This is a genomic window from Sphingomonas donggukensis, assembly GCF_023674425.1.
GTDB classification, from domain to species: Bacteria; Pseudomonadota; Alphaproteobacteria; order Sphingomonadales; family Sphingomonadaceae; genus Sphingomonas; species Sphingomonas donggukensis.
Genome location: NZ_CP098401.1, coordinates 2,540,758 through 2,554,797 on the forward strand (window position 1 = coordinate 2,540,758; position 14,040 = coordinate 2,554,797).

Genomic DNA, 14,040 nt, shown 5'->3' on the forward strand with positions numbered 1-14,040 from the left:
CGGGCGCGGCTATGACGCAGCGCGATGCGCGCGTTGCTGATCGTCCTGCTGGTGCTGATGCTCGTCCCCGGCTGGTCGGGGGAGCCGCGCCTGGCCCTGTACGACGGTACGCCGGGCGTTACGGTCGCGCGCGTGACGCTGGCCGACGATCCCGCGGTGCGCCGCGTCGGGGCGCTCACCTTCCTCGGCGGCCTGCATTTCTCGAGCCGCGATCCGGCGTTCGGCGGCTTTTCGGCGCTGACGGTGACGGGCGACCGATTCGACCTGTTGAGCGACGGCGGACTGACCTTCGGCTTTCGCATGGGGGGCGACCTGCGCCCGCACGACTATCGATTCGCCGCGCTGCCGGCGGGGCCGGGCGTCGGATGGAAGAAGGAGGACCGCGATTCGGAAAGCATGGCGGTCGATCCGGCGAGCGGGCGGGTCTGGGTGGGGTTCGAGCGCGCCGACGCGATCTGGCGCTACGCTCCCGGCTTCGCCCGCGTAGAGCGCAGCGCGCGTCCCGCGCCGATGCGGCACTGGCCCGACAATGGCGGGGCCGAGGCGCTGGTGCGCCTGCGCGACGGACGCTTCCTGGTGTTCGCCGAAAGCGCGCGGGCGAAGGGCGGGGGCACGCAGGCCGTAGCGTTCGACCGCGATCCGACGCTTGGTGGCGCACGGGCCTTCGCCTTCCGCTACCGCGCGCCGCCGGGATACCGCGTGACCGATGCGGCGGAATTGCCCGACGGGCGGCTGGTGGTGCTGCACCGCGCGGCGACGATTCGCGACGGCTTCACCGCGACGGTGTCGCTGGTCGACGCGCGTGCGGTTCGGCCCGGGGCGCTGGTGACCGGGCGAGAGGTCGCGCGCCTCGCAGCCCCGCTGATCCACGACAATTTCGAAGGGGTGGCGGTGACGCGCGAGGGCGGGGCGACGATCCTGTGGCTGGTCAGTGACGACAATGCCCCCAGCCTCTTCCAGCGCACGCTGCTGTTGAAATTCCGGCTGGACGACGCGCGGACGAACGAAACGCCGCGCTGACTTGGGGCCAGCGCGGCGTTTCGTTCGATTCGCGAGGAAAGACGGTCGCGAAAGCGGCGTTACGCCGCCTGCGTCTCCGCCAGCTTCTTGCGGACGTCGCGCTTCAGGCGACGCGCGCGCAGCGACAGGTCGTCGTCGCTGGTCTTCATCAGCCAGTTGTCGAGGCCGCCGTTATGCTCGACCGAGCGCAGGCCGTGGGTCGATACGCGCAGGCGCACGCTGGAACCCAGCGCGTCCGAGATCAGCGTGACGTTCTGCAGGTTGGGCAGGAACGTGCGCTTGGTCTTGTTGTTGGCGTGGGAAACATTGTTACCCACCTGCCGGCCCTTGCCGGTCAGCTCGCAAATGCGCGACATGATGCAATCCTGAGTTTCTTGGGGTCCAAAGAACCCCGGAAAGGTCGCGCCCCTACCCAACCAGGCGTCCGGCGTCAACCGATTCACCGCAGACGCATGCAACCTACCGCAAGCCTGCGACGTTTGATTACGCGAACGATTCGAAAAAAGCGGCTCGTCATAAAACAGTCCGGGGAGTTTTCATCCATGCGCGCCTTGCTCGTCCTCATCGGCCTCGCGGCCATCGTCCTGATCGTGCTGATGTCGCTCGGCATGGTGTCGATCGGCGGCGGCAGCCTGCCCAGGGTCAGCGTCCAGTCGGGCACCGCGCCCAAGGTCGATGTCGGCACGATCGACGTCGGTACCGTCAACAAGACGGTGGCCGTGCCGAAGATCGAAGTGACGAAGGCGGACAACGCGGCCACCGCGCAGTGACCTTTCTCCAGGTGATTGCCGCGATCCTGCTGCCCCCGCTCGGCGTGTTTCTGAAGCGGGGGCTGGGACAGGAATTCTGGATCGCGGTGATCCTGACGCTGATCGGCTTCGTGCCCGGCCTGATCTTCGCGCTGTGGATCGTGCTGCGCGCCGACGTGTGACCGACTTGCGCGGGCGCGGCGGTTGCCCCTAGTCGCCTGACATGTTCCCGCTTCCCGAACCAATGCGCCTCGCGCTCTCCGCCGCCCGCGAGGCGGCGGCGGCGGGCGAAGTGCCGGTCGGGGCGGTGGTGACGCTGGCGGGCGAGGTGATGGCGACATCGGCCAATGCCCCGCGCGCGCTCAACGATCCGACCGCCCATGCCGAGATGCTGGCGATTCGCGCCGCGGCCGAGGTGCTGGGCCGCGAACGGCTGGAGGACTGCGACCTGTGGGTGACGCTGGAGCCCTGCGCGATGTGCGCCGGGGCGATCAGCCACGCCCGGATCGCCCGGCTGTATTACGGCGCCAGCGACGCGAAGGGTGGCGCGGTCGAGCACGGTCCGCGGTTCTTCGCCCAGCCGACCTGCCACCACCGGCCAGAGGTGTACGCCGGTATCGGCGCGGGCGCGGCAGGCGCGATGCTGCGGGAATTCTTCGCGGCGCGGCGATAAAATTCCTCCGGCACGGGGAGGGGGACCAGCAAAGCTGGTGGAGGGGGCGGGGCGCACAGGAAACGCTTGCGGCCCGCCCCCTCCGTCGCGCTTCGCGCGCCACCTCCCCGTGCCGGGGAGGAGTAGTTATGCCCCTTGGGTGATCGGGACGATCTTGATCTCGACGCGGCGGTTGGCGGCGCGGCCGTCCTCGGTGGCGTTCGATGCGACCGGCTGGGTTTCGCCATAGCCGCGCGTGCCGAGCCGCTCGCGAATCACCCCGCGCCCCGCCAGATAGTCGGCGACCGACGCCGCGCGCCGCTCCGACAGGCTCTGGTTATAGGCGTCGGCACCCGTCGAATCGGTGTGCCCGTACACGTCGACATAGGTCTGGTTGTACTGGCTCAGCACCTGCGCGACCTGGTTCAGCGTCGGCTGAAACTGCGGCTGCACGTTCGAACTGTCGTAGCCGAAGGTGATGCCCGACGGCATGTTGAGCACCAGGTCGTCGCCCTGGCGGATCACCTGGACGTCGGTGCCGGCGGTGCGGGCGCGCAGGTCGCGCTCCTGCTTGTCCATGTACGCGCCGATGCCCGCACCCGCGAGCGCGCCGATGCCGGCGCCGACGATCTTCTCGGTCCGGTCGCGGCGCCCGCCGACGAGGTCGCCGAGCAGATAGCCGCCGACCGCACCGCCCAGACCGCCGATCGCGGTCTTGGAAATCTTGCGCTCACCGGTTTCCGGGTCGGTGACGCACGCGCTGGTCAGCGCGGTCGCGCCAAGCGCTGCGGCCAGCAGCAGTTTCGAACGGATCATGGTCTTCAAACTCCCTTTGATGTCGCGCCCCCAAACACGCGCTCGGGCGTGCTTGTTCCACCTGCGCACTGAACATCGCCTGTAGAGACGGTTGTGCAACCGCAAGGATACCGCATATGGCTGGCCACTCGCCATGACCGCGCTTCCCCCCTTTCCCTGGATCGACGTCGCGATCATCCTGGCGCTCGTCGCGCTGAACGGCGTGTTCGCGATGAGCGAGCTTGCGATCGTGTCGGCGCGGAAAGCCCGGCTGGAGGCGATGGCGAAGGTCGGCAAGCCCGGCGCCGGCACCGCGATCCTGCTGGCGTCCGATCCCGGCAAGTTCCTGTCGACGGTCCAGATCGGCATCACCCTGATCGGCATCATCGCCGGTGCCTATTCGGGCGCGAGCCTCGGCAGCCCGACCGCGGCGCGGCTGGAGATGCTCGGGCTGGCGCACGCCACGGCGGAAACCGTCGGCTTCGCGATCGTCATAGGACTGACCACCTATGCCTCGCTGATCGTCGGCGAGCTGGTTCCCAAGCAGTTCGCCTTGCGCAGTCCCGAACCGATCGCCGCGATCATGGCGGTGCCGATGCTGTGGCTGTCTCGGATTACGGCGCCGATCGTGTGGTTGCTCGATTCGTCGAGCGCGCTGATCTTCAAGCTGATCGGCCTCAACCGCGAATCGGAAAACCAGGTGACCGCGGAGGAACTGCACCTGATCGTCGCCGAGGCGTCGAAGTCGGGCGTGATCGAGGAGCATGAGCGCACGATCATCTCGGGCGTGGTGCGGCTGGCCGATCGCCCGGTGCGGGAAGTGATGACCCCGCGCACCGATATCGAATGGCTCGACGTCGGGCTGGACGAGGCGGGGTTGCGCGCGAAACTGCTCGAGACGCCACACAGCCGCCTGCCGGTTGCCGAAGGCTCGGTCGATGCCGTCATCGGCGTGGTGCAGGCGCGCGACATCGTCGAGGCACTGGTCCGGGGCCAGCCGCTCGACCTGCGCACGCTGATGCGCAGCGCGCCGGTGCTGCCCGACCAGCTCGACGCGATGGACGCGCTCGTCAGCCTGCGCCGCGCCGAGGTGCCGATGGGCCTGGTCCACGACGAATACGGCCATTTCGAAGGGGTGGTGACGCCCGCCAACCTGCTCGCCGCCATCGCCGGCGACTTCGTGTCCGACGTGGCCGAGGGTGAGGAAGCCGCGGTGACGGTGCGTGAGGACGGGTCGCTGCTGGTGTCGGGCCAGATGGCGGCGGATGCGCTGGCCGACCGGCTCGACCTCGATCTCGACGGCGACCGCGACTACGCGACGGTCGCCGGCCTTGCGCTGGCGGTGCTGAAGCGCCTGCCGGTCGAGGGCGAATGGTTCGAGACGCAGGGGTGGCGCTTCGAGATCGTCGACATGGACGGGCGCAAGATCGACAAGCTGCTGGTCAGCCGGATCGACTGACCGCGCAGCTTTCGCGCCTTACAGCTTGCCGAATTCCGCCTCGAACCCCTTGCGGTCGTCCTTTGCCAGATAGGCGGCCTGATCGATCCAGCGATCGCGCGTCAGCCGCCCGCGGAACGTGCCGAGCTGCGCGTCGAGGGCATCGGCCTCCGCCGACGAAAGTGCCGCAACCTGTGCAAAGCGGGTGACGCCGAGTTCGGCCAGCCGCGCCGCGAGCTTCGGGCCTACACCCTTCAGCAATGTCAGATCGTCCGCGCCGGTTGCGGAAGGGCTCGCGGACGGAGCGGGCGTAGCCACTGGCGCGGGTTCGTATGTCGCGGGCGTCTCGCTCGCAGCCAGTGGCGGCGGGGCGGGGGCGACCGGAGGCGGGGGCACCACCAGCACTTCGGTCGGCGCGGTGTCATCGACTGGCGTGTTCGCGACGATCGCCTCGGCCTCGTCGCGCAATTCGACTTCGGCGGCCTTGCGCTGCGCCTTCAGCCGCGCGCCCCAGATGATCGCGGCGATGACCAGCACCGCGAACACCGCGATCGCGATCAGCGTGGCCGGCGTCACCCAGGCATAGGCCTGCACGCCGTGGTCGGTCGAAGTGGTGCCCATCGTGAACGCTCCTGAAACTGGAGCGGCCAAGGATAGCGGCGTCCCTGCCGCCGTCTAGCCGCGCTCGCGCGCCACCGCGCGCCAGCCGATGTCGCGGCGGCAGAAACCGGTCGGAAAATCGATGGCGTCGACCGCGGCGTAGGCGGCGGCCTGCGCCGCGGCGACGTCCTGTCCGAGCGCCGTCACCGCCAGCACGCGCCCGCCACTGGCGACCAGCGCGTCGCCCGCGCCCGCGGTGCCGGCCTGGAAGACGATACCGCCCGCCGCCTCCGCCGCGTCGATTCCCGCGATCGCGCCGCGGGCCTCAGGCGTGCCGGGATAACCGCGCGCCGCCATCACCACCGTCAGCGCGGTGTCGTCGCGCCACGTCGCGGTGCGCGTCCCCAGCGTCCCGTCGTCGGTGGCGATCAGCAGGTCGAGCAGGTCGCTCTCCAGCCGCGGCATCAGCACTTCGCATTCGGGGTCGCCGAAGCGGGCGTTGTATTCGATCAGCTTCGGCCCCTCGGCGGTCAGCATCAGCCCGGCGTACAGCACGCCCTGGAACGGGTGACCGATCCGCGCCATCGCCGCGATGGTCGGGCGGACGATCTCGTCGATCGCGCGCGCCTCCAGTTCGGGGGTCAGCACCCGCGCCGGGCTGTACGCGCCCATCCCGCCGGTGTTGGGGCCGGTGTCGCCCTCGCCCACGCGCTTGTGGTCCTGCGCGCTGCCGAACGGGAGCAGGTGTGTGCCGTCGCTCAGCACGAACAGGCTCGCTTCCTCGCCTTGCAGGAATTCCTCGATCACCGCCTCGCCGCCGTGGCCGTCGAACAGCGCGACCAGCGCGGCGTCGGCTTCCGCCGCGGTGGTGGCGATCGTCACGCCCTTGCCCGCGGCCAGCCCGTCGGCTTTGATGACCACCGGCAGCCCGAATTCGCCGACGACCGCGCGCGCACCGTCGAGGGCATGGACCCGCTCGTAGTGCGCGGTCGGGATGGTCTCGCGCGCGCAAAGATCTTTGGTGAAGCCCTTCGACCCCTCGAGCTGCGCGGCGACCTTGCCGGGGCCGAACACGCCGATCCGGCACGCGCGCAGATTGTCGGCGAGGCCATCGACCAGCGGCTTTTCCGGGCCGATCACGACGAAGCCGATATGTTCGCGCCGGCAGAAATCGACGACCGCGCGGTGATCGGCGATGTTCAGATCGACGCAGGTCGCATGGGCTGCGATGCCCGGATTTCCGGGCGCTGCGAACAATTTGGTGAGGCGCGGCGATTGCGCCAGCTTCCACGCCAGCGCATGTTCGCGGCCACCCGAGCCCAGTATCAGGACGTTCATGGCCGACCCTTTTGCAGACGATTTCACGGCGAGCCGGCTGGTAGCCGAGCCGGCGCCGGGCAGCAACGCACCCGATATGTCGGTGACCGAGCTGTCGGCGAAATTGAAGCGCGTGGTCGAGGGCGAATTCGGCCACGTCCGCATCCGCGGCGAGATTTCGGGGTGGAAGCGTGCGGCCTCGGGCCATGCCTATCTGGCGCTGAAGGACGACGGCGCGGTGATCGACGCGGTCATCTGGCGCGGCTCCGCCTCCGCGCTGCAATTCGCCCCCGCCGACGGGGTCGAGGTGATCGCGACCGGCAAGCTGACGACCTATCCGGGGCGGTCGAAATACCAGATCGTGATCGACCGGATGGAGCTGGCCGGCGAAGGCGCGCTGATGGCGCTGCTCGAAAAGCTGAAGGCGAAGCTTGCCGGTGAGGGGCTGTTCGACCGCGAGCGCAAGAAGGACATTCCCTATTTGCCGCGCGTCATCGGCGTCGTCACCTCGCCGACCGGCGCGGTCATCCGCGACATCCTCCACCGCTTGGAGGATCGCTGCCCCTGTCACGTGCTTGTCTGGCCGGTGAAGGTGCAGGGTGCGGGCGCGGCGGCGGAGATCGCGGCGGCGGTGCGCGGGTTCGATGCGATCGTTCCCGGCGGGCCGGTGCCCCGGCCCGATCTGGTCATCGTCGCCCGCGGCGGCGGCTCGATCGAGGATCTGTGGGCCTTCAACGAGGAGGCCGTCGTCCGCGCGGTCGCGGACTGCACCATCCCGATCATCTCGGCGGTGGGGCACGAAACCGACACCAGCCTGTGCGACTTCGCCGCCGATGTACGCGCGCCGACGCCCACCGCAGCCGCGGAATTCGCGGTACCGGTGAAGGCCGAGCTGCAGTCGAATATCGCCGCACTGTCGCTGCGAACCGAACGCTGCGCGCGGCGCTATCACGAACGCGGGGCGGAGCGGCTGGCGGCGCTGGTGCGGGTGCTGCCGCGGCGCGATGCGATCCTGGGGCCGCAGCGCCAGCGCGCCGACGATCTGACTGCGCGCCTCGGCCTCGCGCTCGAACGGCGGCTGGCGGCGGGGCGGCGTGATCTCGACCGCGCGGGCGGGGCGCTGCGCCCGGCGATTCTCGACGCGCGGCTGGCCGCGGCTCGCACACGGCTGGGCGATCTCGGGCGGCTGCTGGAAAGCGTCGATCCCGACAAGCCGCTCGACCGGGGCTATGCGCGCGTCGAGGCGCGGGCGACGGGCCGCGTCGTCGCCAGCGCCGCGGACGCGCGTGCGGCAGGCGCGCTGACTATCACCTTCCGCGACGGCGCGGTGCCCGCCCGGCTTGAGCGCGGGACCGGCAAGGCTTATGCGGAGCCGCCCGAGCAGCCGAGCCTGCTGTAAAAGACGAGAGTGCGCGAGCGATGCTGATGTCCAATTCCGACCGCCCGGCGCGGCTGCACTACATGGCCAACGGCTTTCGCGTGCTGGCCGCGGGCGACCATGTCGTCTGTGCGGCCTCGGGCTCGCGCATTCCGCTCGACGTGCTGCGCTACTGGGACGTCGCCGCCCAGGCGCCCTATGCCACCGCGCAATTGGCCAGCGAGGCGATGGCACCGCGATGATGCGCGGGGCGAGGCGGGGAATCGTCGTCGCCGTCATGGGGCTGCTTACGGCGTGCGTGGGCGATGCCCAGCCGGTCGCGGTAGGCGCGGTTGCGCCGCTGCCGATGACGCAGCCCGAGCCCCTGCCGCCGGCGCGCTTCGTCCTCGAGGGCGCGATGACGCAGGGCGGCGTGGTGCTCGGCACCGCCCCGACCGGCACCGTGCGGCTGAGGCTGGATGGGCAAGACGTCGTCGTGGCACGCGACGGGCGTTTCCTGATCGCCTTCGACCGTGACGCCGCGCCCGCCGCGCGGCTGGTCGCGACCCGCAGCGACGGATCGAGCGTGGTCGAGGCGCTGGCGGTGTCCCCCCGCGCCTGGCGGATCGAGCGGCTCGACACGTTGCCAAAGCAGCCGCAGCCCGACGCCGAATTCGTGCGGTTGCGTCCGCCCGAACTGGCGCAGATCAACGGCGCCCGTGCGCAGGACAACGCCGTCGACGGCTGGCGCCAGCGGTTCGTCTGGCCGGCGACGGGCCGCATCTCCGGCCTGTTCGGTGCGCAGCGCATCTACAAGGGGGAGCCCGGCGCCTATCACTCGGGCGTCGACGTCGCGAAACCCGCCGGTGCGCCGATCGTCGCGCCCGCCGACGGCGTCGTCATCCTCGCCGCCGACCACCCCTTCACGCTGGAGGGAAATCTGCTGATGCTCGACCACGGCATGGGGCTGAACAGCGCCTTCCTGCACCTCTCGCGCATCGCCGTCCGCCCCGGCCAGCGCGTGCGCCAGGGCGACGTGATCGGCTACGTCGGCAGCACCGGCCGGGCCACCGGCCCGCACCTGCACTGGGGGATGAAGTGGCGCGGCGCCCGACTCGACCCGCTGCTGCTGGCGGGGGCGATGGGGGGCGGTTGACGGCGTTTTCTCCGCACCGCTGAAATAATGTATCAGCGGTAACCGGTTTCACCGCTGCAACGCAGCATATTTGGGCGATCCGAAGCAGACTTCTGTGGCATTTTCGCTACAGGCCCGCGAAAAGCCGCGGCATGCCGCGATTGGTAGCTTTACACCCAATGAACGGCGGCTCATCCGGTGCACATGTCACCACGCGCACATTGCGCGCGTGCTGTGGCGTTCAAACGGCCAAGGGGCGATGCGGCGACGCGTCGAAGACAGGCCAAATGCGAGGGAAGATTTCGTGACCAGCAACTCCATTTTCAAGCGCAAGGCACTGCGCGGCGGCGCAGCACTGCAGGCGCTCGCGCTGCTCGGCGCGGGCCTGACGACCGGCGCGGTCCTCGCGACCCCGGCCTCGGCTCAGGATTTCAATACCGGCGCGCTCGTCGGTACCGCGCTTGACGCGAACGGCGCTCCGCTCGTCGGCGCAAGCGTGACCGTGCGTTCGACCGCGCAGGGCTTCACCCGCACGGTCAGCACCAACGACAACGGCAGCTTCCGCGTGCAGGCGCTGCCGCCCGGCTCGTACAACGTGACGGTCGCGACCGCATCGGGTGAGGAAGTCGTCAACCAGACGGTTGCCGTCAACCCGGCTCAGAACACCGCCTACACCTTCCGGGCGAGCGCCGCTCCCGCCAGCACCGCTTCGGCAGACGGCGATGAAATCGTCGTCGTCGGCTCGGTCGAGCGCGTCAACGACTTCGCCAGCAACACCGGCGGTCTGACCATCGGCGACGTCAGCGAGCTGCTGAACACCACCCCGATCGCGCGTAACCAGACCGCGCTGATCCTGCTGTCGCCGGGTGCGTCGCAGGGCGACACCGCGTTCGGCAACCTGGCCTCGATCGGCGGTGCGACCGTCGCCGAGAACGCCTATTACGTGAACGGCCTGAACGTCACGAACTTCCGCAACTTCCTGGGCTCGAACAACCCGCCGATCGAGTTCTACCAGTCGCTCGACGTCAAGCTGTTCGGCATTCCGGCCGAATTCGGTCGTGCGCTCGGCGGTTTCACGACCGCGACGACGAAGTCGGGTTCGAACTCGTTTAAGGCCGGTGCGCTGGTCACCTTCGCGCCCGACGCGCTGCGTGACGATTCGCCGGACACCTATGCGGCGTACAACCGCAACGATTATTCGCAGGCCATCGAGACCAACTTCTACGTCAGCGGCCCGATCATCAAGGATCGCCTGTTCTTCTACGCGCTGTACAACCCGAACTACAGCAAGGTGCAGGACAGCAGCATCAGCACCAGCCAGCGCCTGACGACGACGCAGAACTCGCCGTTCTTCGGCGGCAAGCTCGACTTCATCATCGCCGACGGGCACCGCCTGGAGGGTACTTATTTCCGCAACGCGCGTACGGCGATAACGCAGTATGACGACTTCGCGGCGTCGGTGAATCCGAACGGCAACAGCATCACGCCGGTAGGCTCGCTGGCGATCGGTGCGCCGCAGGGCTCGCTGATCCAGAAGGCTGGCGGCGACAATTTCGTCGGCACCTACACCGGCCAGTTCACGCCGTGGCTGACGCTGTCGGCGGCCTATGGCGAAAGCCACGACGACCAGGCGGCTGCTTCGTCGCCGCTGATTTCGCTGGTGCAGAGCACGCGCACCGGTATCACCACCACCGCGCGCGGCTTCAGCACCGCCAACTCGACCGACACCGACGTCCGCAAGTTCTATCGTGCCGACGCCGACGTGTACGTCAACCTGCTTGGCACCCATCACTTCCGTGCCGGTTACGAGCGTGAAGATCTCAGCTCGACCACCGACACGCGCTATGCCGGCAACTACGCGTACCTGCTGACCGCAGGCTACGTCCGTCGCCGCCTGTATCAGAACGTCGGTACCTGGAAGAGCCAGAACGAATCGTTCTACATCCAGGATAGCTGGTCGCTGCTCAACGAGCGTCTGAACCTGCAGCTCGGCGTCCGCAACGACCGCTTCTCGAACGATGCGCTGAACGGCGACACCTACTTCAAGTCTGGCGATCAGTGGGGCCCGCGCCTGGGTGCGTCGTTCGACGTCTTCGGCGACAAGCGCACCACGATTCGTGGCAGCTGGAGCCGCTACTTCTTCCCGGTTGCGACCAACACCAACATCCGTCTGGGCGGCGCCGAGCTTTATTACGAGCAGCGTTTCGCCTATCCGGCCGGTGTCAGCTCGGCGAATTTCGACTCGAAGGGCCTGGTCAACGGCCTGCAGTTCGACGCAAATGGCAACATCGTCGGTCTGACAACGCCGGTCGCCGGCAGTACCAACCGCTGCCCGTCGGTCGGTCCGGATGCCAACGCCCTGACCTGCCGCACCATCTTCAGCGATGGTATCCAGGGCCCGACGGACACGCTGGTGTCGGCGTCGCTGCAGCCGAGCTACACCGACGAGTGGACGATCGGCGCGCAGCAGCGGCTGGGTGACTGGGACTTCAACGTCACCTACATCAACCGTCGCCTGGGTCGTACCCTGGACGACGTGGCGATCGATGCTGCGGTGCTGAAGTATTGCACGGCCAACGGTATCGCCGGCTGCGCCAGCACCTTCTCGGGCTTCCACCAGTATGTGCTGGCGAACCCGGGTTCGGACATCACCGTTCGTCTCGATGGCGATTGCGCGGCGGACGCCCGTCAGTGCCAGGTCGTCACGCTGAAGGCCGCCGATCTCGGTTACCCGAAGGCGACGCGCAACTACGACACCGTTCAGTTCCAGTTCAACCGCCCGTACAAGAACGGTTGGGGCGTCGGCGGCTCGTATGCGTATACCCGTCTGCGTGGTAACTACGAGGGTGCGGTCAAGTCGGACAACGGTCAGACCGACGCCGGCCTGACGCAGGACTTCGATCAGCCGGGTCTGCTCGACGGCGCGTACGGCGATAACCCGAACCAGCGTAAGCACTCGTTCAAGCTGTACGGGACCTATCAGCTGTTCAACAGCTTCCGTGTCGGCGCGAACATGCTGTTCGAAAGCCCGCGCAGCTTCTCGTGCTACGGCGTGCATCCGACCGATGCATTTGCAGCGGCCTACGCCAACGCGAGCTACTATTGTAAGCAGCCGCAGTTCTCGAAGACCGGTGCCAGCGTCCTCGTGCCGCGCGGCAGCGCGTTCAAGAGCGACTGGCGCAAGCAGATCGACGTCGCCGTCCAGTACGATATCGCCCAGTTCCCGGGCAGCTTCATCGGCGTTGACGTGTTCAACGTGTTCAACTTCAAGTCGAAGCTCGATTACAACGAGTTTGGCGAGAACGCGGACGGCACGCTCAACACGCGCTATGCACAGCCGCTCAGCTACCAGCCGCCGCGCTTCGTCCGGTTCACGCTGGGTCTGCGTTTCGGTGAAGCCGCGCGCTAAGTCGATTTCGACAGAAACGCGTTTGACACTTCTGGGGGTGGTGCCGGTCGGCACCGCCCCCTTTTCTTGCCTGCAACGGTGCGCCTTGGCGGCGATGTGAAAGGCCGATTGATGCCCGATGTTCCGACACTGATCGCCCAGCTGAAGGCGGCCCTCGAACGCCAGGACCGGGCCGCCATAAATACCGCATGTCGCGGTCTCGTCGCCGCGCGCGCACCGCTTCGCGGCCAGTGGCGCTCGATCATTTTCGTCCTGCTGCGCAACGGCGAGCTCACGCTCGCCAGGGCCGCAGCCGATATTCTGGCAGCCGAAACCGGCAACAGCGCGCTCGGACGCTTCGAGCAGGCGGCAACCTACGCACGGACCGGTTTGTTGGCCGAAGCGCAGGCGATCATGGCGAGCCTGCCCGATGATGTCCCCGATCCGGTCGGCAACGCCTATATTTCCGGGACGCTTGCGACCAATCTCGGCCAGTTCGACGCCGCCAAGCGACACCTTCGCCGCGCCGTCGCGACGTCTCCGGGTTCGGGCCAGGCCTGGCTGTCTCTGGCCATGGCTGGCAGGGTCGAGGACGCGGATCGCACCGCGATGCTCGAGGCGAGGCACGCGATGGCCGGAGCAGCGCCGATCGAGCGCGGCGCCTATCACTATGCGGTCGGCAAGGCCCTCGATGAGGTCGGCGACCACGATGCGGCATTCGCGGCGTTTTTCGAAGGTGCGGCTGCGGTGCGTGCGACGCGCCCCCCTGCAGAGGCCACGGAACGGGCGGCAACCGCCGCGGCCATCGACGGCTGGACTGGAGAGAGCCTGGATGCCCTGGCTACGCCTGGGACTCGCAGCGTCCGCCCGATCATCGTTTCGGGACTGCCGCGTTCGGGTACCACGCTGGTAGAGCAGATCCTCGTCAGTCACAGCGCGGTGCAGGGCGGCGAGGAACTGGGCCGGCTTGCCGTGTTGGGGCGGGAGATCGGGGGTGTCGGGTATGATGCCGTCCGCCAGGCGCTGGCACGCGGTCAGGGTGATGCGCTCGTTGCGCTCTACGATCACCTTATCGACGAACGCTTTCCCGGTTCCGGCCGGATCGTCGACAAGACGTTGCAGATCAGCCGCTTCATGGGGCTGGTCGCGACGTTGCTTCCCGATGTCCCGGTGGTCTGGCTACGCCGAGATCCGCTCGACACGGCGTGGTCGATCTTTCGCACATATTTCATCGAGGATCTCGCCTGGACGTTCGATCTCGCCGCGATCGGGCGACAGATGGCCGACGAAGACCGACTGTTCGCGCACTGGATGCAATTGCGCCCCGAACAGATTCTACCCGTGCACTATGCCGACCTCGTCTCGGACCCGGACACCGAGGTCCGCCGCATCGTCGCGCACTGCGGACTCGATCTGGAGCCGCAGCAGCTGCGCCCGCACGAAAGCGCGCGTGCCGTCACGACGGCCAGCGTTGCGCAGGTTCGCCAGCCGATCAGCCGCGATGCCATCGGTGCCGCCGAGCCCTACCGCGCCCATCTCCAGCCCTTCATCGACGCCTATCGCGCGGCGGGCGGGACGATCGACTGAGG

General features: G+C 68.3%; 14 protein-coding genes. 10 read left to right on the forward strand and 4 right to left on the reverse strand.

Annotated elements, in window-relative coordinates; translation table 11 throughout:
• The first annotated feature begins 24 nt into the window (after nt 1-24).
• The gene (locus tag M9980_RS12500) at nt 25-1,020 is read left to right on the forward strand and encodes an esterase-like activity of phytase family protein (RefSeq protein ID WP_250751439.1); all 996 of its coding nucleotides are present in this window, start codon (nt 25-27) and stop codon (nt 1,018-1,020) included.
• A 59-nt stretch (nt 1,021-1,079) separates the two neighbouring features.
• On the opposite strand, the gene rpmB is transcribed toward M9980_RS12500, so the two are convergent.
• Nucleotides 1,080-1,376, reverse strand: a complete 297-nt coding sequence (gene rpmB / locus M9980_RS12505) for a 50S ribosomal protein L28 (RefSeq protein WP_250751442.1) — start codon at nt 1,374-1,376, stop codon at nt 1,080-1,082.
• 186 nt (nt 1,377-1,562) lie between these two features.
• Here rpmB and M9980_RS12510 point away from each other — a divergent pair, with 186 nt between their 5' ends.
• The 3 genes from M9980_RS12510 (at nt 1,563) to M9980_RS12520 (ending at nt 2,442) form a co-directional block, all read left to right on the forward strand.
• A complete protein-coding gene (locus tag M9980_RS12510) occupies nt 1,563-1,790 on the forward strand; it encodes a hypothetical protein (protein ID WP_250751444.1) in 228 nt (75 codons plus the stop codon).
• The gene (locus M9980_RS12515; RefSeq protein WP_250751446.1) at nt 1,787-1,951 is read left to right on the forward strand and encodes a YqaE/Pmp3 family membrane protein; all 165 of its coding nucleotides are present in this window, start codon (nt 1,787-1,789) and stop codon (nt 1,949-1,951) included. Before M9980_RS12510 ends, M9980_RS12515 begins: the two co-directional genes overlap by 4 nt.
• Before the next feature lie 62 nt (nt 1,952-2,013).
• Nucleotides 2,014-2,442, forward strand: coding sequence for a nucleoside deaminase (locus M9980_RS12520; protein WP_250754940.1), 429 nt, complete (start codon nt 2,014-2,016; stop codon nt 2,440-2,442).
• A 126-nt stretch (nt 2,443-2,568) separates the two neighbouring features.
• Here the strand turns inward: M9980_RS12520 and M9980_RS12525 are convergent, their stop codons facing one another.
• Nucleotides 2,569-3,237 carry a YiaD family glycine zipper/OmpA-like lipoprotein gene (locus M9980_RS12525; protein WP_250751448.1) on the reverse strand — a complete coding sequence of 223 codons (669 nt, stop codon included), beginning with the start codon at nt 3,235-3,237 and terminating at the stop codon, nt 2,569-2,571.
• 133 nt (nt 3,238-3,370) lie between these two features.
• Between M9980_RS12525 and M9980_RS12530 the strand changes: the two genes are divergently transcribed.
• Entirely contained in the window at nt 3,371-4,675 is a 1,305-nt protein-coding gene (locus M9980_RS12530) for a hemolysin family protein (protein WP_250751450.1), read from the forward strand.
• An 18-nt stretch (nt 4,676-4,693) separates the two neighbouring features.
• Here the strand turns inward: M9980_RS12530 and M9980_RS12535 are convergent, their stop codons facing one another.
• Both M9980_RS12535 and purD read right to left on the reverse strand, forming a co-directional pair.
• On the reverse strand, nt 4,694-5,275 hold the full coding sequence (locus M9980_RS12535; RefSeq protein ID WP_250751452.1) for a hypothetical protein: 582 nt from the start codon (nt 5,273-5,275) through the stop codon (nt 4,694-4,696).
• Nucleotides 5,276-5,329: 54 nt separating this feature from the next.
• The gene (gene purD, locus M9980_RS12540) at nt 5,330-6,592 is read right to left on the reverse strand and encodes a phosphoribosylamine--glycine ligase (RefSeq protein WP_250751454.1); all 1,263 of its coding nucleotides are present in this window, start codon (nt 6,590-6,592) and stop codon (nt 5,330-5,332) included.
• Between purD and xseA the strand changes: the two genes are divergently transcribed.
• The 5 genes from xseA to M9980_RS12565 all read left to right on the forward strand — a co-directional run bounded on the left by xseA (nt 6,591) and on the right by M9980_RS12565 (nt 14,038).
• Nucleotides 6,591-7,970 (forward strand): exodeoxyribonuclease VII large subunit, encoded by a 1,380-nt coding sequence (xseA, locus tag M9980_RS12545; RefSeq protein ID WP_250751457.1) that lies wholly within the window; start codon nt 6,591-6,593, stop codon nt 7,968-7,970. The two genes, purD and xseA, sit on opposite strands and share 2 nt — an antisense overlap.
• A gap of 20 nt (nt 7,971-7,990) precedes the next feature.
• Nucleotides 7,991-8,191 carry a DUF2093 domain-containing protein gene (locus M9980_RS12550; RefSeq protein WP_250751459.1) on the forward strand — a complete coding sequence of 67 codons (201 nt, stop codon included), beginning with the start codon at nt 7,991-7,993 and terminating at the stop codon, nt 8,189-8,191.
• 35 nt (nt 8,192-8,226) lie between these two features.
• Nucleotides 8,227-9,084, forward strand: coding sequence for a M23 family metallopeptidase (locus M9980_RS12555; protein ID WP_422921366.1), 858 nt, complete (start codon nt 8,227-8,229; stop codon nt 9,082-9,084).
• 70 nt (nt 9,085-9,154) lie between these two features.
• Complete coding sequence (locus M9980_RS12560) at nt 9,155-12,472, forward strand: TonB-dependent receptor (RefSeq protein ID WP_250751460.1); 3,318 nt, start codon at nt 9,155-9,157, stop codon at nt 12,470-12,472.
• Nucleotides 12,473-12,583: 111 nt separating this feature from the next.
• Complete coding sequence (locus M9980_RS12565; RefSeq protein WP_250751462.1) at nt 12,584-14,038, forward strand: tetratricopeptide repeat-containing sulfotransferase family protein; 1,455 nt, start codon at nt 12,584-12,586, stop codon at nt 14,036-14,038.
• Nucleotides 14,039-14,040: the final 2 nt, after the last annotated feature.